The organism is Pseudostreptobacillus hongkongensis, assembly GCF_001559795.1.
Classification (GTDB): domain Bacteria; phylum Fusobacteriota; class Fusobacteriia; order Fusobacteriales; family Leptotrichiaceae; genus Pseudostreptobacillus; species Pseudostreptobacillus hongkongensis.
Window position 1 is genome coordinate 1 of sequence record NZ_LOHY01000088.1, and the last position, 24,556, is coordinate 24,556.

At 27.2% G+C, this 24,556-nt stretch carries 21 protein-coding genes; 20 read left to right on the plus strand and 1 reads right to left on the minus strand.

The features are described 5' to 3' along the window. Window positions 1–117 precede the first annotated feature (117 nt). The 19 genes from AYC59_RS03855 to AYC59_RS03945 all read left to right on the plus strand — a co-directional run bounded on the left by AYC59_RS03855 (window position 118) and on the right by AYC59_RS03945 (window position 20,637). Window positions 118–1,089, plus strand: a complete 972-nt coding sequence (locus tag AYC59_RS03855; RefSeq protein WP_066895388.1) for a transglycosylase SLT domain-containing protein — start codon at window positions 118–120, stop codon at window positions 1,087–1,089. A 100-nt stretch (window positions 1,090–1,189) separates the two neighbouring features. Continuing rightward, window positions 1,190–2,077 (plus strand): DMT family transporter, encoded by an 888-nt coding sequence (locus AYC59_RS03860; protein WP_066895390.1) that lies wholly within the window; start codon window positions 1,190–1,192, stop codon window positions 2,075–2,077. Further along, window positions 2,070–3,854 carry a DUF4037 domain-containing protein gene (locus AYC59_RS03865; RefSeq protein WP_066895392.1) on the plus strand — a complete coding sequence of 595 codons (1,785 nt, stop codon included), beginning with the start codon at window positions 2,070–2,072 and terminating at the stop codon, window positions 3,852–3,854. Before AYC59_RS03860 ends, AYC59_RS03865 begins: the two co-directional genes overlap by 8 nt. 11 nt (window positions 3,855–3,865) lie before the next feature. Continuing rightward, entirely contained in the window at window positions 3,866–4,480 is a 615-nt protein-coding gene (locus AYC59_RS03870) for a DUF4125 family protein (RefSeq protein WP_066895394.1), read from the plus strand. Window positions 4,481–4,532: 52 nt separating this feature from the next. After that, window positions 4,533–6,434: a threonine--tRNA ligase gene (thrS, locus tag AYC59_RS03875; RefSeq protein ID WP_066895396.1), complete on the plus strand. Its 1,902-nt coding sequence runs from the start codon at window positions 4,533–4,535 to the stop codon at window positions 6,432–6,434. Between the two features lie 10 nt (window positions 6,435–6,444). Beyond that, window positions 6,445–7,140 (plus strand): Bax inhibitor-1/YccA family protein, encoded by a 696-nt coding sequence (locus tag AYC59_RS03880; RefSeq protein WP_066895397.1) that lies wholly within the window; start codon window positions 6,445–6,447, stop codon window positions 7,138–7,140. Between the two features lie 11 nt (window positions 7,141–7,151). Further along, on the plus strand, window positions 7,152–7,898 hold the full coding sequence (locus AYC59_RS03885) for a nitroreductase family protein (protein ID WP_066895398.1): 747 nt from the start codon (window positions 7,152–7,154) through the stop codon (window positions 7,896–7,898). 92 nt (window positions 7,899–7,990) lie between these two features. Beyond that, window positions 7,991–8,611 carry a methyltransferase gene (locus AYC59_RS03890; protein ID WP_066895400.1) on the plus strand — a complete coding sequence of 207 codons (621 nt, stop codon included), beginning with the start codon at window positions 7,991–7,993 and terminating at the stop codon, window positions 8,609–8,611. Between the two features lies 1 nt (window position 8,612). Continuing rightward, window positions 8,613–9,530, plus strand: a complete 918-nt coding sequence (gene rbsK / locus AYC59_RS03895) for a ribokinase (protein ID WP_066895402.1) — start codon at window positions 8,613–8,615, stop codon at window positions 9,528–9,530. Between the two features lie 170 nt (window positions 9,531–9,700). Further along, the gene (locus AYC59_RS03900) at window positions 9,701–11,944 is read left to right on the plus strand and encodes a YadA-like family protein (protein ID WP_066895404.1); all 2,244 of its coding nucleotides are present in this window, start codon (window positions 9,701–9,703) and stop codon (window positions 11,942–11,944) included. A gap of 135 nt (window positions 11,945–12,079) precedes the next feature. Continuing rightward, on the plus strand, window positions 12,080–12,985 hold the full coding sequence (gene yhfZ, locus AYC59_RS03905; protein ID WP_066895406.1) for a GntR family transcriptional regulator YhfZ: 906 nt from the start codon (window positions 12,080–12,082) through the stop codon (window positions 12,983–12,985). A 45-nt stretch (window positions 12,986–13,030) separates the two neighbouring features. Continuing rightward, window positions 13,031–13,399 carry a PRD domain-containing protein gene (locus tag AYC59_RS03910; RefSeq protein ID WP_066895409.1) on the plus strand — a complete coding sequence of 123 codons (369 nt, stop codon included), beginning with the start codon at window positions 13,031–13,033 and terminating at the stop codon, window positions 13,397–13,399. Beyond that, on the plus strand, window positions 13,396–13,749 hold the full coding sequence (locus AYC59_RS03915; protein WP_066895411.1) for a DUF2620 domain-containing protein: 354 nt from the start codon (window positions 13,396–13,398) through the stop codon (window positions 13,747–13,749). Before AYC59_RS03910 ends, AYC59_RS03915 begins: the two co-directional genes overlap by 4 nt. A gap of 2 nt (window positions 13,750–13,751) precedes the next feature. Further along, window positions 13,752–15,056 (plus strand): YhfT family protein, encoded by a 1,305-nt coding sequence (locus AYC59_RS03920; protein WP_082752663.1) that lies wholly within the window; start codon window positions 13,752–13,754, stop codon window positions 15,054–15,056. Window positions 15,057–15,063: 7 nt separating this feature from the next. Then, window positions 15,064–15,945, plus strand: coding sequence for a phosphotriesterase family protein (locus AYC59_RS03925; protein ID WP_066895415.1), 882 nt, complete (start codon window positions 15,064–15,066; stop codon window positions 15,943–15,945). An 8-nt stretch (window positions 15,946–15,953) separates the two neighbouring features. Beyond that, window positions 15,954–17,162, plus strand: coding sequence for a serine hydrolase (locus AYC59_RS03930; protein ID WP_066895417.1), 1,209 nt, complete (start codon window positions 15,954–15,956; stop codon window positions 17,160–17,162). Window positions 17,163–17,170: 8 nt separating this feature from the next. Further along, the gene (locus AYC59_RS03935) at window positions 17,171–18,271 is read left to right on the plus strand and encodes an aminotransferase class V-fold PLP-dependent enzyme (protein ID WP_066895419.1); all 1,101 of its coding nucleotides are present in this window, start codon (window positions 17,171–17,173) and stop codon (window positions 18,269–18,271) included. A gap of 1 nt (window position 18,272) precedes the next feature. Next, window positions 18,273–19,415, plus strand: a complete 1,143-nt coding sequence (locus AYC59_RS03940; protein ID WP_066895421.1) for an alanine racemase — start codon at window positions 18,273–18,275, stop codon at window positions 19,413–19,415. A gap of 1 nt (window position 19,416) precedes the next feature. Next, on the plus strand, window positions 19,417–20,637 hold the full coding sequence (locus AYC59_RS03945; protein ID WP_066895423.1) for a phosphopentomutase: 1,221 nt from the start codon (window positions 19,417–19,419) through the stop codon (window positions 20,635–20,637). Window positions 20,638–20,732: 95 nt separating this feature from the next. On the opposite strand, the gene eno is transcribed toward AYC59_RS03945, so the two are convergent. After that, complete coding sequence (gene eno, locus AYC59_RS03950; RefSeq protein ID WP_066895425.1) at window positions 20,733–22,031, minus strand: phosphopyruvate hydratase; 1,299 nt, start codon at window positions 22,029–22,031, stop codon at window positions 20,733–20,735. 146 nt (window positions 22,032–22,177) lie between these two features. Here eno and AYC59_RS03955 point away from each other — a divergent pair, with 146 nt between their 5' ends. Beyond that, window positions 22,178–24,556 carry a heavy metal translocating P-type ATPase gene (locus tag AYC59_RS03955; protein WP_066895427.1) on the plus strand — a complete coding sequence of 793 codons (2,379 nt, stop codon included), beginning with the start codon at window positions 22,178–22,180 and terminating at the stop codon, window positions 24,554–24,556.

Consider the following 24,556-nt stretch of genomic DNA (forward strand, 5'->3'; position numbering starts at 1 on the left):
TTTTAAACTTTACACTCCAAGAAAATCTTATAAATTTGACAAAGGTTCATATTTGTGGTAAAATAATCTCAAGTTCCATAGAAATATGGAATTTTTACATATTATGGAGGATAAAAGATGAGTAGGATTATTAAATCACTTATGCTTCTTTTTTTACCTAGTATGATGATCTTTGCTGCAAATGTGACAACTAAGGAAATTATTGAAATAGTAAATCCAAAACAAATCAAATTAGCAGAAATAATAGAAAAAGAATCAAAAATTCAAGATGTTGATGTGGATTTAATGTTAGCAATATTTTTAAGGGAGTCTCAATTTGAAAATTTAAGTCCTAATGCTTCTAATGCTAGTGGTATAGGGCAAGTTATTCCAGAAGCTTTTAAAGTCGGATTAATTAAAAGTGGAATGAGTGAAAATGAGTATAATAAAGTTTTAAAAAATAAGTTTAAAGGTAGTATTAATGCTATGAGAAAGAATGAAGAACTTAACATAAAAGCATCTATTGGTTTAGTTAAGTGGCTACTTGATTACTATGAAGGTAATAATGGGCTTGCAACTCTTTCATATAACGCAGGAATAGGAAATACTAATGCCATGATAGGTAATGGCAAAAATAAAAAAGATATTAATATATCTAAAGCTACATGGAATCAAGGAATACACTATGTATATGATGTAGGAGAGAAAGTTAAAGTTATTAAAAAGATACGTGATAACGGACTAGGTTATCTTACTGAAAATGATATAGATTTATTAAAAAATAATCTAGATAATGACTATCTTGCAAAAAATAATTGGCAAGAATCTATAGATTATCTTGGTAAGATGAATTTAAATACAGAAGAAGTTATTGTTGATAACACAACAGTATTAGAAAAAGAAGATGGTATAGCTTTGTACGATAATACTAATCTTTTTGATTTAAATTCATATATCTTAGTAATAGTTACAGTTTTGGGAATTGGAATATCTGAGTTTAGAAGAATTCAAGAAAAACAAAGAAGTCAATTAATGGTAATGAAAATAGGATATCCATATAGTATAAGATCATTAGGAATTAAAAGAACCATAGCCTATGATTTAAGATAGGCTATATATGCAGATACAGTAATGTATCTGTTTTTATTTTTCTTTTAAATTTAACAAAAAAAGTGTATAATGTATATATATTAGTTAAAGGGGTGAATAGATGATAAAAAATTTAAAATCTGAATTAATGATGTTCTTTGTAGCATTTGCATGGGGAACGGGATTTATAGCTACACAAATTGCACTTGATAATGGCATGCAAACACATAACACTAATTTTTTTAGGTTCCTATTTGCAACCATTTGCTTATACATATTTATGAAAATTAAAAAAATAAGATTAGATAAGAAATATATAATACCAGGATTAGTACTTGGTGCTTTATTAACTTCTGGATATATATTTCAAACTATAGGTTTAAAATATACTACGCCAGCTAAAAATGCTCTTTTTACTGGAATGAATGTAATATTTGTTCCATATATAGTACATATATTCTTTAAAAGGAAGATAGATAAATATATAATAATAGCGTCAATGTTAGCTTTTTTAGGAACAGTTGTAATATCAGGAGATATAACAAGTTTAAGTATGAATACTATTAATTATGGAGATGTATTAACAATAATATCAGCTGTATTCTTTGCTTTTCAAGTTGTATTTATAGGACATTTTGTTAAAAATTTAGATCCTATAAAATTATCTTTTGCACAACTACTTTCAACAACTATTTTTTCTTTGTTTTTAACTTTAGGGTATAAGCAATTTAATAATATAACAGTTGGAGGAATAGGTACAACTCTTTATTTAGGTATAGTTTGTACCTTTATATGCTTCAGTTTACAAATGATGGCACAAAAAGATATAAGTGCTTCAAAAGCTGCAGTAATATTATCTTTAGAGGTAGTGTTTGGGACATTTTTATCTATAGCTATGGGTTATGATCCTTTTAAATTAACGACAGCTTTAGGGACTATAATAATACTAACTGGAATAGTAATTGCTGAAACAAAATTGAGTTTTATTAAGGGAGATAAAAATGAATGATAAAGAGAAAATATTTCAAGAGTATTTAGAAAAGAGAAAAGAATATCAGAAGTTATCACAAGGAGTTCAAGAAGTTGACTTGCTTATAAAAATATGTGATCTAGCACGCGAAATATATGGAGAAGAATCTAATAAGCATATATATTATTTAAATGAATTAGGAGGAGCTAGTAAGTATATAGGTGAATATGAACTAGGTCTTAAATCATTAAGACGTGCACAAAAATTAATAGAGAATATTTATGGGAAAACAAGTATACCATATGCAACTAATTTGCTTAATATAATAGAAGTACTAAGATATAGAGGAGAAATGGATAGCTTAGAACCTATGTATTTAGAAGTTTTAGATATATATGAAAAAAATAATTATACTAAGGCTTATGAGTATGCAGGACTTTGTAATAATGTAGGTTTATTTTATCAAAATATAGGAAATATATCTAAAGCTATACCGTATCATGAAAAAAGTTTAGAAATTCTTAAGGATATGGAAAATCATATAGTTGAATATGCAACTACACTTAATAACTTAGTTATGCCATATAATGAAAGTGGAAATAAAGAAAAAGCAATGAAATATCTTAATGAAGCACTAGAAATATATGCTAATAAATTAGGTAAGCATCATTCAATGTATGGAGCTGCATTAAATAATAAGGCAATAATTAAATTTCAAGATGGAGACTATATTGCAAGTTTAAATATATTTGAAGAAGCCTTAGAAATTGTTAAAAAATCATTTGGTGAAAATAGTGCTAACTATTCAAATTTATTATCTAATGTGGAATATATTAGAGAATTAGTTAAAAATAGTGATAAAAAAATAGAAATAGAAGTTGATGAAAATTCATCTCTTCTGGATAAATCAAAAGAATACACAAAAAAATATATCTTACCTGAGATAGAAAAGAAAAATCCAGAATTATTAGATAAAATTTCTATAGGATTAATAGGTGAAGGTTCTGAAGTTTTAGGTTATGATGATGAGTATTCACGTGATCATGATTATACTTTTATGCCAGCAATATTTTTAGATGAAGATGATTATATTAAATATAGAAATACACTTGAGGATATACTTTTATCTTTACCTAAAGAATTTTTAGGTATAACGCACAATTCAAACGAAGTTATTAAAGAACGTAGAGAAATTCAAAATTTAGATGAGTATCTTTATAGATATATAGGTAAAAATAATACAGATCTTAGTATTATGGATTATAGAGTAATTAAGGAAACGGCATTACTTGCATTAACTAGTGGAGAAATATTTTATAGTGGAAATAAAAGACTTGAAAATATTAGAAATGATTTAAAATATTATCCAGATATAATAAGACAAAATAAGATAGCTACAGTTTGTAGTAAAATAGCTCAAAGCGGTCAGTATAATTATTTAAGACTTATGAAAAGAGGGGATATAATAGGTGCAAATGCAGCATTAAATATATTTATAGAAAACACTATACATTTAGTGTATTTATTAAATAGAAAATATATGCCTTTCTATAAGTGGTATTCTAAAGGATTACAAGAATTAGAAATATTAGGAAAAGAAATATATAAAAGAATTAAAGATATATTAGAAAATAAAGAATTAGATAAATTTCAAATATCAAATAGAATAGAAGAAATTTGTTATTTCTTAGTTGAAGAAATTAAAAAGCAAAAATTAAGTAATATAAAAGGGTACTTTATGCTAAATCATGCTATATTTATTCAAAGAAATATAGATGATGATTTCTTAAAAAATTGGACTAATTTTGAAGATTAAGAGGAGAGATTATGACAAAAGAGGAATTAATTAATGAAATAATAGAAAAAGAATGGTTGATGTTTTCTGTTTTAAAAAATACAGGTGGTGTAGCAGAATGTCAAAACAATAAACCAGAGTTTATAATTATGCGTAATGGTCAATGGGCATCACTTCCTGAAAAAATTCTTAATAGTTATTATCACGATTTGATTGATGCAGAAAATATAGGAAGAAATTTAGTTCAAGAAAAATATATTAGAATGATGGAATTTTCTGCACCAAGTGAATTTGAAGAAGTAAAACATTTACTTCCTGAATTAACACCAGCAGTAGAAACATTAGCAAGTCAAATAGAAAAAATCTATTTAACTTGGGGAGATGAATTTTATACAAAGTTCCCTAAATTTTCAACCTTATGCAGACCTTTAAGATCTAGTGGAGATGTACCAGAACGTGCTTCGGTACAAACCTATTTAAGAGGAGAACTTTCAAGTTATTCAAAAAGAACAGTATTGTTTTATTATGATTATGTAAAAGAATGTTTTGAAAAAGGTATTAATTTAATATATGAAACGCATACAGAAGTTGTAAAAGATAAAGGATTTCAAACAATAGAAGAAGTAGAAGCAGCTCTTGTATTGTAGTATTAAATATGTTAAAATTAAAAGATAAAATGACTGAAAATGGAGGATTATTATGTTAGAGATAATGTTGCCAGATGGAGCAAAAAAAGAAATTGAAAGCATGAGTGTTATAGAATTTGCAAAAAGCATATCACCAAGTCTTGCTAAAAAAACTGTAGGAGCAGTTTTTAATGGAACTAATGTAGATACAAGTTATGTAATAAATGAATCAGGAAATATAGAATTAATAACAACAGATACTAAAGAAGGATTATTTATTTTAAGACATAGTGCAGCCCACGTTATGGCTGAAGCTGTTATGAATTTATTCCCTAATACTAAAGTTACTATAGGACCTGCAATAGAAAATGGATTCTATTATGACTTTGATACAGAAAGACCATTTACAGAAGAAGATTTAGTAAAAATAGAAGCAGAAATGAAGAGATTAATTAAATTAAATTATAAATTTACAAGAGAAGTTTGGTCAAGAGAAGAAGCTAGAAAATACTTTGAAAAATTAGGTCAAAATTATAAAGTGGAAATATTAGATAGTCTTGAAGGAGACGATTTTAGTATATATACTCAAGGAGAATTTACAGATTTATGTAGAGGAACTCACCTTCCATCAACTGGATATATTAAAGCAGTTAAATTGTTAAACTCAGCTGGTGCTTATTGGCGTGGAGATTCTAACAATAAAATGTTACAAAGAATTTATGGTACTGCTTTTTATACTCAAGCAGAACTTGAAGAATATGTTAGACAGGTTGAAGAAGCTGAAAGACGTGATCATAGAAAATTAGGAAAACAATTAAACTTATTCTTTATTGATGATCATGGACCAGGATTCCCATTCTTTATGCCTAAAGGAACTAGATTATTTAATAGATTACAAGAATTATGGAGAATAGAGCATAATAAACAAGCCTATGATGAAATAAGAACACCTATAATGTTAGATAAAGAATTATGGGAGATTTCAGGTCACTGGTTTAATTATAGAGAAAATATGTATACTTCAGAAATTGATGAAAAAGTATACGCTATTAAACCTATGAACTGTCCAGGATCTATAATAGCATATAAGAATAACTTACATTCATATAAAGATTTACCTTTAAAATATGCAGAAATGGGGCATGTTCATAGACATGAATTTTCAGGGGCCTTACATGGACTTATGAGAGTAAGAGCATTTACTCAAGATGATGCTCACGTGTTCTGTACACCTGATCAAATTAAAGATCAAATTAAAGAAATAGTAACTTTATATGATAAATACTATAGATTATTTGGATTTGATTTCCATGTTGAACTTTCAACTAAACCAGAAAAAGCTGTAGGTTCTGCTGAAGTTTGGGAAAAATCTGAAAAAGCATTAGAAGAAACATTAAAAGAATTAGGAATAGATTATAAAATTAATCCAGGAGATGGAGCATTCTATGGTCCTAAGATAGACTTTAAGATGAAAGATTCTATAGGAAGAATATGGCAAACAGGAACTATACAACTTGATATGAATCTACCAAAAAGATTTGAAATGAGCTATATAGGTAAAGATGGAGAAAAACATGAACCTGTAATGATACATAGAGCAATGTTTGGATCTATGGAAAGATTTATGGGAATATTAATAGAACACTATGCAGGAGCATTCCCAGTTTGGCTTGCACCAACTCAAGTAAAAATAATGACTATATCTCAAGAACAAAAAGAGTTTGCTGAAAACTTATATAAGAGATTATTACATTTAGGGGTTAATGTAGAACTTGACACTAGAGATGAAAAAATATCATACAAGATAAGAGAAGCAAATAGTGTTGAAAAAATACCTGTACAATTAGTAATAGGTAAGAGTGAAGTTGAAAATAATTCAGTAAATGTTAGAAGATTTGGTTCAACTGATAGTGAAAGTATAAATGTAGATAAGTTTATTGAAAACTTATTAGAAGAAATAAATATAAAATTCTAAGGTGATAAATATGGAAAGAAGATATTATAGTGAAGTAGAATTAGAATATGAAATTTCAAAGAAAATTCAAGGTTCATATTCTTGGATGATGTTAGGTTTATTAATTACTTTTGGATTTGTTTTTGGGGCACTTTTTGTACCTGAAATAGCAGTTTTAGCTTATAGAATATATTATGTTTTAGTTATTGCTATGGTAATAGTTGCATTTTCTATGACATTACTTATAAATAAATTATCATCAGTAGCTCTTAAAGGTTTATTTATAGCCTATTCTGTTATAATGGGATTATTTTTATCGCCATTAACATTTATATATGATAATTATTCTATTATAAGTATTTTAATAGGATCAGCTGCAATGTTTGGGTCTATGTCTTTATATGGATATTTAACTCGTGATAATTTACAAGGATATGCAAAATATTTATTTGGAGCACTTATAGGTATGATAGTTTTATCATTATTTAATATGTACTTTAGAAGTAATGGAGTAGATACATTTATTTCTATATTAGGTGTTCTTGTATTTGCTATATATGCAGCAGTAGATACTCAAAGAATAAAAGTAAGTATTTCAGAACTTTATTTCTCAGGCAATGAAGAAATAATCAATAAAGTACAAATTATAGGAGCTTTAAACCTATATGTTGATTTTATTAATTTATTCCTATATTTATTAAGAATATTTGGGAAAAGTAGAGACTAAGTGGAGGAAAATTGAAAAACGCAATAGAAACATTACAAAATAGAAGTTCAGTAAGAAGCTTTACTGGAGAAAGTGTAAAAAAAGAAGATTTAGAATTAATTTTAAAAACAATGCTTAGAAGTCCAAATACAAAAAATTTACAAAGTCTATCATTTATTGTTGTAAATGATAAGAAAAAATTAGAAAAAATTGCAGAGTTTTGTGGAGGACAAAAACAAGTTTCAACTGCAGATGCATTCTTATTAATCGTTGGAGACTATGCAAAAGTAGTAGGAGCTTTAGATAAAGAAAATGTAGAACATGAGCATATATTAGGTAATTTAAATACTATTAAAGAATTATACATAGATGCAGGAGTTTATGCTTCAACATTTTCAACTTTATCAGAATCTTTAGGGTATGGATCAACTGTAATAGGTGGAGTATCTCATAGACCACTTGAAATGGCAGAATATTTAGGGCTTCCTAAATTAACTTTCCCACTATTAGGGGTAACTATAGGGTGTCCTGATCCTTCAAGACAAAATCCAACAGTTAAGCCAAGAACAAATTATGAAAATGTTGTATTCTTTAATGAATATAGCTTAGATAAAGCAATAGATGGTGTTGTTGAGTATAATGAAAGATTAGGTAAATGGTGGGAAGAATTAGGATTAAATATGCCTTCTCATTTAGATACTTTAAAAGCAGATTTAAAAGAATTTAAAAATGATAAATTAAAAGAATGGTTCGAAGAACAAGGATTTATAAACAAATAAGGATTAAAGAGCATATACTTTAGGTATATGCTTTTTTCTTGACTTATACATTAAAAAAAGTTACACTTTTACTGAAAGAGATGTGATTGTTTATGAAACATTATTTAGAGAGTGTAGACCTGTATTTAGAAATAGATAAGGGCCTTAATATTACAAGTGATGCTCTTAATTTGTCAAGGTTTATAAAAAATGAACTAAAAAATAGTAATAAAATAGGAGATTGTATAGATATAGGAAGTGGTATAGGTACTTTAAGTTTTTTACTTTTTAGACAGGATAAAATAAATAAATTTTATTGTGTTGAAATTCAAAAAAAAGTATATGAAATGTTAAAGAAAAATATATTGGAAAATAAGTTAGAAGATAAAATATTAGCCTTTAATACTGATATTAAAGAATTTATGGTAGATGAGTATAAAGAAAGATTTCAATATATAGTTTCTAATCCCCCTTTTTATAAAGTAAATAGTGGAAAGCTTCCTGAAGATGAATATTTAAAAATATCAAAATTTGAGATATTACTTAATTTAGAAGACTTATTTAAAATTTCATCATATATTTTAAAAGATGATGGTAATTTTTTCTTGATTTTACCATATGAAAGAGAAAAGGAAGTTTTAAAAAATAAGTATTTTGATATAATTAATAGTGAAAAAATATTGAATAATAAAAAATCATTTATAATGTATAATTTAAAAAAGAAGGAGAAATAATATGAGTAAAGCATTGGTTGTAGGTAGTTTAAATATGGATATTACTACAAAAGTAGATAATCTTCCTAAACTTGGAGAAACTATTTTTGGTCATTCTTTTTATAAAAGTTGTGGTGGTAAAGGTGCAAATCAAGCTGTAGCCATATCTAAACTTGGAATGGAAACAGAAATACTAGGTATGGTTGGTAGAGATTCTGATGGTAAAGAATTAATACAAAATTTAGAAAAATATAGCGTTAAATCAAGAGTTTTAGAAAGTGATACACCTACTGGACGTGCAATTATTACTGTTGATAAAAATGGTGATAATAATATTATAGTTATACCTGGAAGTAATTTAGATTTAAATAAAAATGATATAGATAATAATATTAACTTTATAGAAGATTCTGATGTAGTTGTATTTCAAAATGAAATTAAACTTGAAACTATAGAATATGCCTTACTTAAATCTAAAGAATTGAATAAAATTACTGTATTTAATCCAGCACCAGCTACGAAATTAAATAAAAGTATATTTGAAAATACGGATTATTTAGTTGTTAATGAAACTGAACTTGAAGTAGTTTTTGAAGTTAGTATAAATGAAGTAAATTTTGAAGAAAAAATTATGGATATAAAGAGAAAAAATAATATTAGTAATATAATATTAACTATGGGAGATAAGGGGGCATATTTATTTGATGATAAATATATACATTATCCACCAAAGAAAGTTAAAGCTATAGATTCAACGGCAGCTGGAGATTCATTTATAGGTGCTTTTGTTAAAAAATTAATTGAAACTAATGATAAAGATTATGCTATGAAATATGCAACTTGTGTATCTGCTATAGTCGTAACAAGAAAAGGAGCGCAAGATTCTATACCTACAGAAATAGAGATAGAAAATATAATTAAAGAGAATAACTGGATATAATTAATAAGACTAATTTTTATGTTTATTAAAAGTTAGTCTTTTTATTTTTAAAAAACAATTTGCAAAATAATTAAAAAAATAACATTTTAATGAAAATAAAAGGATTTAGACTTGAAAATTAATGGGGGGGGGGTGGTATAATATGGGTAAATTTAGGAGGAGTGTTAAATATGAAAATCAATAAAAAAATTATTTTTTCGTTAATTTTTTGTTCGATAATTTCTTTAGGAGCAAAGGCGATACCTGATGATGGTATGATTTATCTAGACGTTGATGGAAACGTACTAGTAAAAGCAGATGATAATAAGTATTATAAACCATCTAGTTTTGATGCAAGTGGAAATGTAAAAGCTGGTGAAACAGAAGTGACACTTTCTAGATCTTTAAATGCAACAGCTAAAGTACCAGACTATATCCTTAATGGTAACCATACAGGACCTAACTCTATTGCAATAGGACTTAGTTCTAATTCAGATGGTGATTCGAGTATAGCAGTAGGTAATCATGCACAAATTGCAACTGAGAATACAACATTAACAAGTATAGCTATAGGAAATAATGCTTATGTATTAAATAGAGTAGGGAGGCAAGAACGTACGTTTAGTTTTATACCTGACCCTACAAAAGTGGCTGGAGGAATAGCTATAGGAGCTAATACTTCTGCTAGTTCTGGAACTACAGATATAGGAAATAAGACATATACAGGAGCTATGGGAGGACTTACTTCACTTGGTTGGGCAGATACTAAAGTTAAAATGGTAAATATGACTACAGTAGGATCTAATAGCTATACTAAAGGTTTTTTTGCTAATATATTTGGTACTTATTCTATAATGACTGGAAATTTTGATGAAAGTGGTTTTTTTAATTCAATTTCTTATGGTGGACAAAACTTTGGAGCTTTAATAAATGGATCATTTAATAGTATACGTTCAAAAGGTCATGGTGGAACAAGTGGGGTAGCTAATAGTATAGTTGGTATAGGAAATATTGCTGAAAATTCAAACGGGTCTTTAATATTTGGAGCAGGTAATAAGATAACTAACTCAATCGTTAGTATAACTTCATTTAGTGCTGAAAGTAATGTAGATAAAATGGTTGATAAAATTCAAAGTGCAGTAAGAAAGGCGAATAGTGGAGGATCAACTCTAGCATTTGGTGGAGGAAACACTGCAGATTATACAAGATTAACTTCAATAATTGGGGTTAATAATACATTAACAGGTACTGAAAATGATAAAAGTGTACAAAATAGTGTAACAGGATATAGAAATACTCTTACAAATTCTAGTAATACTAATCTAATAGGAAGCGACAACACTATTACTTTTGGAAAACAAAATACTATCTTTGGAGACAATCATCTATTAAAAGGAACAGCTGCTGAAAAAGCAACAGGAAACATATTGATAGGATTTAATAGTGAAAAGAAAGAAGATAGAGTAAAAGCAAGTGCAAAAGATATAGTATCTATAGGAAATGACATAGAAGCTTCATTAGATCATTCAGTATACCTAGGAAATTTAAGTAAAAATCCTGAAAGTAATAGAAGTAAATTAATGGATGCTTATGCAACAGAAAAAATATTAGGAACAACATTAAATTTTGCAGGATCAACACCTTATGGAATAGTATCTATAGGAAGTGAAGGGAAGGAAAGAAGACTAACAAATGTAGCAAGTGGATTTATAGATGCAAATTCAACAGATGCAATAAATGGATCACAACTATATGCAGTAACAAACTTATTAAGTAAAGGATTTAATGTAAAAATAGGAGAAAAGACATATAAATTTAGCTTAGGAGATACATTAGAAATAAAAGGTAATGAACCTATAAAAGTAGAAGATAAAGGAACAACAGCACCAGAGGTAGCATCAAATACTACAACACCAACAGTTACAACAACACCAGGTACAAATCCAGGAACAACTACACCAACGAGTGAAGAAAGTAAGAAAGTAGTGGCAGATATATCAGTAGATTTAAAAGATTATTATAAAAAAGATGAAGCTGATAATAGATTTAAGAAAGTAGAAGATAATGTAGATAATAATACAACAAATATAGGGGTTGCATTAGAAGGTGTAAGTGGAGCAATGGCAATGGCAAGTTTACCACAAATAAATGATAGAAGTGCAAAGAGATTTAATATAGCAACAGGATATGCAACATATGGAGGGACACATTCATTTGCATTAGGACTAAGTGGAGTAAATAAAGAAGGAAACTTGGTGTATAAGGCAAGTGGAAGTTTAAGTTCGAAAGGAAAAGTAGGATTTGCAGTAGGACTAGGATATCAATTTATTGATAAAGATGAAGTAAATGAAATTGATCTTTTAAGAAAAGAAAATCAAGAATTAAAAGAAAGATTAGAAAATATTGAAAAATATTTGAAAGTTAACAATAAATAATTTAAATGTAGATGGAGAGTAGAATTTACTATTCTCCATTTTTATATTTTTAAAAAATTAATATTTTTATACTTGACTTTTTTTGTTTTCAAGGTAATATATATTAAGAATTCAAAAAAATGAAAAGTGGTTATTATGGAAAATATTAGAATAATAAATAAAGTAGAAATTGCACTAATACATATTTCAAGAGATATATTAACTTTACATATTGGTGATAAGGTAAATCCTGTTAAATATTATTCTGAGATTTTAGGTTTATCAGTTGGAACCGTACAGAAAGCATTTGATATATTAGAAAATGAAGAAGTTATACGTTTATCTAAAAAAGGTGCTTTTGGTAAAAATGTTGAATATATGAATAAAGAAAAATTAATTAAAAAAGCTGATTTAAAATCTATAGTTGGAGTTATGCCTCTTCCTTATTCTAAAAGATATGAGGGACTTGCAACTGCTATTAAATCTGCATTTGAAAGTTATGGAATAAATTTTTATTTTGCATATATGCAAGGATCTAGAGTAAGACTTAAATTATTAAAAGAAGGTATTTATGATTTTGCCATAATGTCTAATCTTGCTTATTTAAATTCTAATGATAAAGAAATTAAAAAGATAATTAGTTTAGGAAATGAAAGTTATGTTTCTAAACATGTACTTTTATCGGTTAATGATAATAGTAGAAAGTTAAGAGTAGGAATAGATAAAAATTCAGAAGATCAGTCTTTTTTATCTAGTAAGTATTATGAAAATAATAAATGTGATTTTATACAAGTTAATTCAGATAGTATAATTAGTAATTTAAAAAATAATATAATTGATCAGGCAATTTTAAGTATAGATGAATTAGAAGAAAATTATTATGAAGGCATAAATATTAAGGATATAGATATTAAAGAAAAAGAACTTGCAAATATTGCTGTACTTGTATCTAAAAAAGGAAATACATTAATAGAAAGTCTTCTAAAGGAAATAATTAATACAAGTGAAATAAAAGCAATACAAGAAAAGGTTTTAAAAAAAGAAATGTTACCAAGGTACTAAAAATTTTTAAATCAAATATTCAAAAAAATGAAAAATGGAGGAGAAGTGGAGAAGTTAAGTTTTAGATTAAGTTTATTAAAAGATAGTGGAGTAATAGATCAAGATAAATATGATAAATTACAAAGTATAATTAGTTATTTTAAAGAAAAAGAAAATATAGTTATGACTGATGATAATTCATCAAGTTTTATAACTCATATTTCTATGGTTTTAAATAGGATAGAAAAAAATGAAAAAATCGAATCACTTGGTGAAGATGAATTAAATGATTTGATGGATTTTAATAGTTTTGAAAAAGCGAATAATATACTTTCAGATTTAGAACTTAGTATATTTGGGAAATTACCTGAATATGAAAAAGGATATATATTAGCACATTTAATAAATTTATTGGAAGGAGTAAATAATATATGAAGATTGTAGTTGGTGGACAAATTGACAAAGAAATGGTAAAAGAAGTGTTACTTAAAGAATTCCCATCAGCAGATATAGATATTAAAAGTGATATAGATGCTGCTATGGCTATGAAATTAGGTAAATATGATTATTATTTTGGTGCATGTAATACAGGTGGAGGAGGAGCTCTTGCTATGGCAATTGCAATACTTGGTGCAGATAAATGCTTGACAGTTGCAATGCCAGGTAATATTCTTTCTGAAGCTGATGTTGAAAAAGGAATAAAAGAAGGTAAGATTGCTTTTGGATTTACTCCATATGCAGCTAATCAAAGTATAGAAATGATTAAAAAATATATAGGAGGATAGACATGATTAATTATGTTGTTATGGCATTACTAGCTGGACTTGCATCAGTTTTAGCTAATCAAGGTATTGCGGTATTTAATGATGGTTTAAGACCTTTAATTCCTGAAAATTTAGAAGGTAGACTTGATAGAAAAGCGTTATCTGCAACAAGTTTTGCTTTAAGTTTTGGGTTAGTTATTGGATTTGGTATACCATTTTCTATAGGGAAAACAATAATTCTTATCCACAGTATTTTACTTGGAACAGATATTATAGGTACAGTATTTCCTAAGAATGAAAAAGGTATAGTTGGTTCTGCTATTGTTGGTGGTATTTATGGAATGGGACTTGTAGCAGGATTACAATTTATTGTAGATTTATTTGATAAATTACCAGTTAATTTCTTGAAACATTTATCTACTATGGGAAGCCCAATTATAGTGGCATTTGCTGTATTCCCAGTATTAGTAATAGGTTATCAATATGGAGTTAAAAAAGGTATTTTCTCTTTAATATGTGTATTAATTTCAAGACAAGTAATATCAGTTTTTGGTAAGTTTACTTTAGGAAGTTTAGCTATTAGCTTAAATGCTGATGGTATAGCATTATTAGTTGGTGTAGTTATAATGCTTGTATTTGCAATAACTGATAAGACTGAAAGTACTAATGCTAATGCAGCACTTCTTGGAATATTCTCTGAAAGAGTTGCAAAAGTTAAAAAGAATATATTAATTCTTTCTGTTATGGGTGGTTTAGTTTCTGCAGCAGTTAGTCTTGGAATGCTTGCAGGAGATCCTATTTCACTTAATTTACTTGCTGAAGGTAAAGCAGCAGATGCAGGACTTGTAGCTTTAGCTAGAACTATAGGGTTTATACCACTTGTAGCAACTACTGCAATTACAACTGGTGTATACGGCCCAACTGGATTAACATTTGTATTTGTTATAGGTATATTTGTTAAAAATCCTATACTTGCATTTATATTAGGAGCTCTAACTTTATCTCTTGAAATACTTTTATTAGAAAGAATTGCAAAATTATTAGATAGATTCCCAGGAATTAAAGCATGTGGAGATCAAATAAGAACTAGTATGACAAAAGTACTTGAAGTAGCTTTACTTGTTGGTTCAATGGTAGCTTGTAATAATATGGCAGATGGAAATGGTTTAGGTTTCTTATTTGTTATAGGTGTATATTTATTAAATAAAGCATCTAAAAAACCACTTGTTGATATGGCAGTAGGACCTATAGCTACAATACTATTTGGAATAATATTAAATATATTATACTTAATAAACTTATTTGTACCTGTAGTACCTGCAAGTTAGGAGAAATATGTTAAAAGATGGATACACACTTATGCATGAGCATATGTTTATTGATTTATCAGGGGTAAAAAACAATCTTGATTGTAGATTAGATTGTCTTGATGAGACTATAAATGAAATGAAAAAACTATACTCTAAAGGGGTAAGAAATATAACAGAAGTTACTAATATGGGTATGGGACGTGATGTTAATTATATTAAAAAAATCTCACAAGAAAGTGGAATTAATTTTATTTGTGCAACTGGATATTATAAAGAGCCATTTTTACCAGATTATGTAAAAGATACAACTGTAGATGAACTTGCAGAAATTATGATAAAAGATATAGAAATAGGTATAGATGGAAGTGATGTTAAAGCACAAATTATTGGAGAAATTGGAACAAGTAAAAATGAAATGACAGATCTTGAAAAGAAAGTTTTCTTAAGTGCGATAAAAGCACATAAAAAAACAGGTGTTCCTATAACTACACATACTACACTTGGAACTTATGGTTTAGATCAAATAGAATTTTTTGAAGAAAATGGAGTTGATTTAAATAAGGTAGTTATAGGTCATGTAGATCTTAGTGGAGATATAGATTATGTTTTATCTATTCTTAAAAAAGGAGCTTATGTAGAATTTGACACTATAGGTAAAAATAATTATCTATCAGATGATATTAGAGTTGATATGTTAAAAGTTATAGAAGAAAAAGGATATATAGATAGAGTATTTTTATCTTTAGATATAACTAGAAAATCTAATATGGAATATATGGGAGGTATAGGATATTCATATATATTTGATATATTTATACCTAAATTATTAGAAAAAGGACTAAGTAAAGAATCTATAGATAAGATGCTTTATCATAATCCTAGAAGATTTTTTAATGTATCAGAATAGGGGATTTTATGAAGAAAATATTAAGTTTTTTAGCGTTATTTATATTTACAACTATATCGATGTCAGCAACTCTTAATGATATTGATACAGTTACAGAAAAATATGTTAAGGATAAAGTTATACCAGGATCTGTTGTTCTTGTTGCAAAAGATGGTAATATACTTTATTATAAAGCTCACGGGTATGCACAAGTTTTAGAAAACGGTGAAGAAAAAATTAGAGATATGAAAGAAGATACTATATTTGATCTTGCATCACTTACTAAAATATTTGCAACAACTCAGGCTATAATGAAACTAAATTCTGAAGGTAAGTTAAATCTTGAAGATAAAGTTGTTAAATACATTCCTGAATTTGGTAAAAATGGTAAAGAGAATATTAAAATATATGATTTACTAACTCATACTTCAGGTCTTACTCCTTGGTTACCTATATATTACCATGCTAAAAATTCAAAAGAAACTTTAGAATATATATGTAATTTAGGGCTAGAATATCCTACAGGAACAGCTAGAAAATATAGTGATTTATCATTTATGACATTAGGTTTTATTGTTGAATCTATTACAAAACAAAAATTAAATGATTATGTTTTAAATGAAATATATATGCCTTTAGGATTGAAAAGAACTAGATTTTTACCTCTTGAAGTTTATTCTAAAAATATGATAGCTTCAACAAGTCACGGAAATCCATTTGAAGAAAGAATGGTTAAGGATCCTAATTTTGGATATAAAATTGATGAAGACTTTAATTCATTTAGATATTGGAGAAGAGATACATTAACTGGAAGTGTTAATGATGGTAATTCATATTATGCAAATAATGGAGTTGCAGGTCATGCTGGACTTTATTCAACAGCTTATGATCTATATCTATTAGGACAAGAATTATTGAATCCTAAAAAAATATATACAAAAGATGTTAGAGATAAATTTGTTTCAGTTCAAAGTAGTTTTGGACATGGATATGGATATGAAATAAATAGAGGTGGAGAAAAAAGTGGATACATGGGAATGTATTCTAATGAAAAATTTGTAGGTCATACAGGATTTACAGGTACTCAAGTAGTTTATGATTTGGATAATAACATTCAAGTAATTATACTAACAAATAAACAAAATTATGGAACAAATGAAAATACACAATATAAATCAACATGGCCATATGCAAGAGAAGTTATGAAAATAGTTGGTGAAGTATTGTATCAGAAATGAGGTAAAAAATGGAAACCTATCCTTTGAAATCTATAACATTAGATGAAGCTATAGAAAAACAATTTAAACTTGTTGAAATTATAACTAAGAACATAGGTGGAAGAGAAATACTTAATATGGGTGATTTAGGAGTAGAAAAAACAAATAATATGCCTATAAGAACAAGAGAAGTTGAAAAAGTTCTATCTGAATTTTTTGGAAGTGAAGATGCTATGCTTACAAGAGGTTCAGGAACTAATGCTTTAAGATTAGCATTTTTTGAAATGTTAGAAAAAGAAAATAAAATATTAGTACATGACGCACCTATATATAAAACAAGTGAGTTGAACTTAAAAGCAATGAAACTTGAAATATTAAAATATGATTTTAATGATTTAAGTAATTTGAAATCATATATATTAGAAAATGATATTAAAGTAATATTGCTTCAACATACAAGACAACAACTTAAAGATAGTTATGATTTAAAAGAAGTTATTGAAACTATAAAAAATATAGATAAGAATATAAAAATAATAGTAGATGATAATTATGCTATGTTAAAAACTCCTTTAAATGGGGTAGAAATGGGATCTGATATTTCTGCGTTTTCTTGTTTTAAACTTTTAGGTCCTGTAGGTGTAGGTTTAATTATAGGTAAAAAGGATATTGTAGATAAAATTAGAAAAAATAATTATTCTGGTGGATCACAAGTCCAAGGTTTTGAAGCTATGGAAGTTTTAAGAGGACTTGTTTATGCTCCTGTAGCATTAAGTATACAAGCTAGAGAAATAGAAAAATTAAAGAATATTTTAGATGATAAAAATAGATTTGAATATATTAAAAATGTGTATATAGCAAATGCACAATCTAAAGTTATTTTGGTTGAATTTAAAGAAAATATAGCTAAAGAAATACTTGAAAAAACTATAACTTTAGGAGCTCTTTCTCATCCAGTAGGTGCAGAATCTAAGTTTGAAATTTCACCGTTGATTTATAGAGTTTCAGGAACTTTCTTAGATAAAGATCCTACACTTAGCGAAAGAATGATAAGGATAAACCCTAATAGATCAGGAGCTGAAAATATAGCTAGAATAATTGAGAAAGCATATATAGAAAGAGGAAAATAAAATGTTTTTAAAAAGATTATTAGAAACTAATAAGAATTTTGTTGATGCAACACTTAATCTATATTATAAAGATCTTATACTACCAGATTCATACTGTATAGATGTAGACGCTTTTCTATATAATGCAAAATTGATATTGAGTGAAGCACAAAGAAAAAATATTAAATTGTATTACATGTTAAAACAGATAGGGAGAAATCCCTATCTTGCAAAAAAACTTGAGGAGTTAGGATATTTAGGAGCAGTTTGTGTAGATTTTAAAGAAGTAGAAATAATGATGGAAAATGGATTAAAGTTAGGAAATGTAGGACATTTAGTTCAAATTCCAAAATCTATGATTGAAAAAGTGATTAAATATGGAGCAGATATTTTTACTGTTTATTCATTAGAAATGATAGAAAAGATATCAGAAATAGCTTTAAAAAATAATAAAATTCAAAATATTATGTTAAGAATATTAGAAAATGATTCAAATATTTATCCAGGTCAGGAAGCGGGTTTTTCAAAAGATGAAGTTATTAAGATATTACCAAGATTAAAAGAATTAAAAGGTATAAAACTTACTGGACTTACTTCATTTCCTTGTTTTTTGTATTCATATGATACTGAGACTATAGAAGAAACAAATAATCTTAAATCTGTTCTTGAATTAAAAGAAATTCTTCTTGAAAATGGAGTTGAGATAACACATTTAAATCTTCCATCTGTAACTTGTTTTGAAAATATGGAGATAATAAATAAATATGGTGGAACACATGCAGAACCTGGACATGCATTAACAGGAACAGCACCTGTTAATACAAGAGAGAGTAAAGAGAAACAGGCATATTTATATGTTTCAGAAATATCGCATAAATTTAAAGATAAATCATATTTTTATGGCGGAGGATATTACCCTAGAGGAAATATGAAATATGGATATATAGATAATAAAATAGTTGAAGTTAATAAATTTAGTTCAGATAATATTGATTATTATCTATCACTTGATAATGAATACGATATATTTAAACCAATAATATTATGTTTTAGAACACAGATTTTTGTAACAAGATCTGATGTAATACTGATAGAAGGTATAAGTAGTAATAATCCTAAAATAGTAGGAAGATATAGCTCACATGGCTTAGAAAGAGGTAATTAAAATGGGTAAATTTGTAGTTTTAGTATTAGATGGTTTTGGTGTTGGTTATATGGATGATGTATTACAAGTTAGAAAAAGAGATTTTGGATCAAATACAGCCAAACATATTTTGAAAGAAGTACCAGAATCTAAATGGAGTAATCTTGAAAAACTTGGATTGATGAATATATTAGATTTAGAAACGGAAAAAATGAAAAAAAGTAGTAATTGTATAATAGGGAAATCTAAATTACAACATCATGGTGGAGATACTTTCTTAGGGCATCAAGAAATCATGGGAACAAAAACAGAAATACCTTTAATTAAACCTTTTTCTTACTATATTGATGAAGTTGAAAAAAGTCTTATTGAACATGGATATACTGTTGAAAGAAAAGGAGATAAGGTGAAATTCCTATGGGTAAATGATAAAGTAGCTATAGGAGATAATTTAGAAACTGATTTAGGACAAGTATATAACGTTACTACAAGTTTTCAAAATATTAGTTTTGAAGAAGAACTTAAGATAGCACAAGTTGTTAGAGATATAGTTAAGGTTGAAAGAGTTATTGTATTTGGAGGAACTAAGGCAACTACAGAAAGTATATTTGCTGCAGCAAGAGAAATTAATGGCGAGTATATGGGTATAGATGCTCCTTTATCTTTAGTTTATGAAGAAGGGTATATGGTAAGACATATGGGTTATGGAGTAGATCCTAATACTCAAATACCTAAAATATTATCTGATAATGGTATAGATGTAACTTTAATAGGTAAGGTTGCAGATATAGTATATAATGAAAAGGGTAAGAGCTTTATTAATCTTGTTGATACAAAAACTATACTTGAATTAACTTTAAAAGAACTTAATAATTTTAAAGGATATATGTGTATAAATGTTCAAGAAACTGATTTATCAGGACATGCACAGAATTCTAAGAGATATTCAAATATATTAACTATAGCTGATGAGTATATAGGAAAAATAATTGAAAAGTTAGATGATGATGACATACTTGTAATTACAGCAGACCATGGAAATGATCCTACTATAGGGCATTCACAACATACTAGAGAAAATACACCTTTAATGATATATAACAGAAAAAATCAAAATAAGGGTATAAAAGAAGTAGGACTTAGAGAAACTATGTCAGATACTGCTGCAACAGCACTTGATTATTTTGGATTAGAAAATACTTTAGAGCATGGAGAAAGTTATTTAAATAAAATATTAGATTAGTGGAAGAGTAGTGTAGCTACTCTTTTTACGTTAAAAGTAAATAATATTTTAGTTATAATAAAAAATGGAGCCAAAGCTCCATTTTATCTATTTACTTATTTTTTGATTGTGTATAATGAATCTAAACCTTTGTAGATAGCTTCTCCAGCTAAATCGTCTTCGATTCTTAATAATTGATTATATTTAGCGATTCTATCAGTTCTTGAAGCAGATCCTGTTTTAATTTGTCCAGCATTTGTAGCTACTGCAACGTCTGCTATAGTATCGTCTTCAGTTTCTCCTGATCTGTGTGAAACAACTGCAGTGTATCCTGCTTTTTTAGCCATTTCAATAGCATCTAATGTTTCAGTTAATGTACCTATTTGATTTAATTTAATTAAGATAGAGTTAGCAATTCCTTTTTTAATTCCTTCTTCTAATCTCTTAGTGTTAGTAACGAATAAATCGTCACCTACGATTTGTATTTTCTTACCTAATTTTTCAGTCATTAATGCAAATCCATCCCAATCGTCTTCTGCAAGTCCATCTTCGATTGAAACTATTGGATATTTAGCACATAATGTTTCATACCAAGCAACCATTTCTTCTGAAGTTCTTTCAACTCCACCTTCTCTTTTGAATACATATTTTTTAGTATCTGCATTGTAGAATTCTGAAGATGCAGCATCTAATGCGAATGTAATATCAGTTCCTAATCTGTATCCAGCAGCTTCAACAGCTTTTGAAATGATGTCTAAAGCTCCTTCAGTTCCATTAATTTTACTTGGAGCATATCCACCTTCGTTACCAACGTTAGTTGAATCTCCATTAGCTTTTAATAATTTACCTAAGTGGTGGAATATTTCAGCACCCATTCTTAATGCTTCTTTATAAGTTTTAGCACCAACTGGTTGAACCATGAATTCTTGAACGTCAACAGCAGAATCAGCATGTGATCCACCATTTAAGATGTTCATCATAGGAACAGGTAATTCTTTAGCATTAACTCCTCCTAAGTATCTGTATAAAGGTAATCCTAATTGGTTAGCAGCAGCTTTAGCAACAGCTAATGAAACTCCTAAGATAGCGTTAGCTCCTAATTTTTCTTTATTAGGTGTACCATCTAATTCTATCATTAATTTATCTATTGCAACTTGATCTAATGCATCCATACCTATTACAGCTTCAGCTATAATATCGTTAACATTTTCAACTGCTTTTAAAACACCTTTACCTAAGTATCTTGATTTATCTCCATCTCTTAATTCAACAGCTTCGTGAACTCCTGTAGATGCTCCTGAAGGTACAGAAGCTCTTCCCATTGCTCCACCTTCTAAGTATACTTCAACTTCTACAGTTGGGTTTCCTCTTGAATCAAGAATTTCTCTTGCATAAATATTTTCAATTATAGTCATTTCAACCTCCAAAAAATTATTATTTATATGTTAATTATATCACGGAATATAAAAAAATACAATTAAATAATTAAGATATTTATACTGTTTTTTTTCTTTACATTCTGATATAATTAATACGAATAAGTTTTAAGAAAGGAATATTTATGAAATATAGATTCAGTGGAATAGATTGTTCTGATTGTTGTTTGAAAATAGAAAATAACTTAAAAAAACTAGAATATATTAAATATATTAGTTTAAGTTTTCAAACTAAAACTATGATAGTGGAATTTAAAAATGATGAAAATAAATTAAGTGAATTAATAGAATATGTAAAAAAATATGAAAATAATTTTAAAGTAGAAGAAATGCATGATTTTGAGTATAAGAAAGAATATGATGAATTAAATGAAAAAAGGATGCCTATGTATGTAGGGTTAGGCTTGTTTTTTATAGCCTTTTTTATAGATAAAATTTTATATTGGTTTCTTAAATTAGACTCAGATTTAAAACTTTATTTTACTCCTATGTATATAATTGTATATATAATAGTAGGATATCCAGTTTTAAAAAGTGCATTAAGTCTTGCACGTCGAGGTAATTTATTTAATGAAAAAACTCTTATGTCTGTTTCAACTATAGCAGCATTTTTATTAAGAGATTATGCTGAAGCATCAGCAGTTATGTTATTTTATACTGTAGGAGAATATTTCCAAGAATTATCAGTTTTAAGATCAAGGAGAGGGATAAGAGAACTTTTAGAAAATCAAAAAACACAAGTACATATATTAGATAAAAATACAAATGAAATTAAAGATAAGAATCTAAATGAAATTAATATAGGAGATATAATATATGTTAAAAATGGTGAAAGGATTGAATTTGATGGAGAAATCTATGTAGGAAATGCAGTACTTGATACATCCTTTATAACTGGAGAAGCAATACCTAAGGTATTTAAAAAAGGAGAAAGTGTGTTTGCAGGTATGGTAAATTTAGATTCACCTATTTCTATAAAAGTATCTAAAAGAATTGAAGATAGTTCAATAAATAGAATAATAGAAATGGTTGAAAATTCAACACATAATAAATCGGATTTAGAAAAATTCTTAACTAAATTTTCAAATTATTACACACCTATAGTATTTGCACTTGCTTTATTTAGTGTTTTAATAGTACCTATATTTTTCCCGATTATAGAATTTAAAGATGCTTTGTATAATGCTATTACACTACTTGTGGTTTCTTGTCCTTGTGCTTTAGTTCTTTCTGTTCCTCTTACATATTTTTCTGGAGTTGCAAGAGCTACAAAAGCTGGAATATTAATAAAGAGAAGTAATGTTTTTGATGATATAAATAAAATAGATAAAGTATTTTTAGATAAAACTGGTACTATTACAGAAGGTAAATTTAAGGTAAGTTCTGTTTATGAAAATTTAAAAGATATAGATATGAATTTAGATGAAATATATAAATATGTATATAATATAGAGAAAAGTTCTAATCATCCTATAGCTAAATCTATTGTAGAATTTATAAGTAAAAAATATTCATTAATTGAGTTTGAACAAGATGAAGAATTTTATGAATATTTAAGTTTATGTGAGCATTGTGGTTGCTGTCATGAAGCAAGTTCACATTTTAATAATAGTGTAGTTGTTAAAGAACATAATCCACGCGGACATTTTGTGGGAGATATGTGCGAAAATCATATGCATAGTTTAAAAAATTATGCTCATAGTGATTGTGGATGTGATGATCACAAAGATGTTAAAGAACATAATAAAAATGAATTTAATAAGATAGAAATTAAGGATATAAAAGAAATATTAGGTAAAGGAATAAGTGCTAATGTAGATGGAAATTATGTACTTATAGGTTCTAAAAAATTACTTTTAGAAAATAATGTTAATTTAGAAAATAATGGTTATGATTTTGAAAAAACAAAATCTTCTAATATAGTATATGTTTCTATAAATGGAGTATATGTGTTATCATTTGTTGTTAAAGATAAAATAAAAAATGATAGTAAATTAGCTATATCAGAAATGAAAAAAAATGGTATAAAAGAAGTTGTTATGTTAACTGGGGATAATGATGAAAGTGCAAAAGAAGTAAGTTATAATCTAGGTATAGATAGATATTATTCTAATTTATTACCAGAAGATAAGTTAAATATAGTTTTAAAAGAAAATTCTGATATAGTATTTATAGGAGATGGAATAAATGATGCACCAGCACTAGCAAATTCAAAAATTGGGGTAGCTATGGGTAAATCAGGTCAAGATATAGCTATAGAAACTGCAGATGTTGTATTTAGTGGTGATAGTTTAATGAAATTATCAGAATTGAAAAAACTTTCAAAGATTATGAGTAATATAATAATGCAGAATTTAACTTTTATTCTTTTAGTAAAAATTATAGTTATACTATTTGGTATGTTTAGCTTTATTTCAATGTGGTTTGCAGTATTTGCAGATGTAGGAGTAACTATAATAGCTGTAATAAATTCTATGAGAGTAAGAAATTCTGAATTGAGGTAG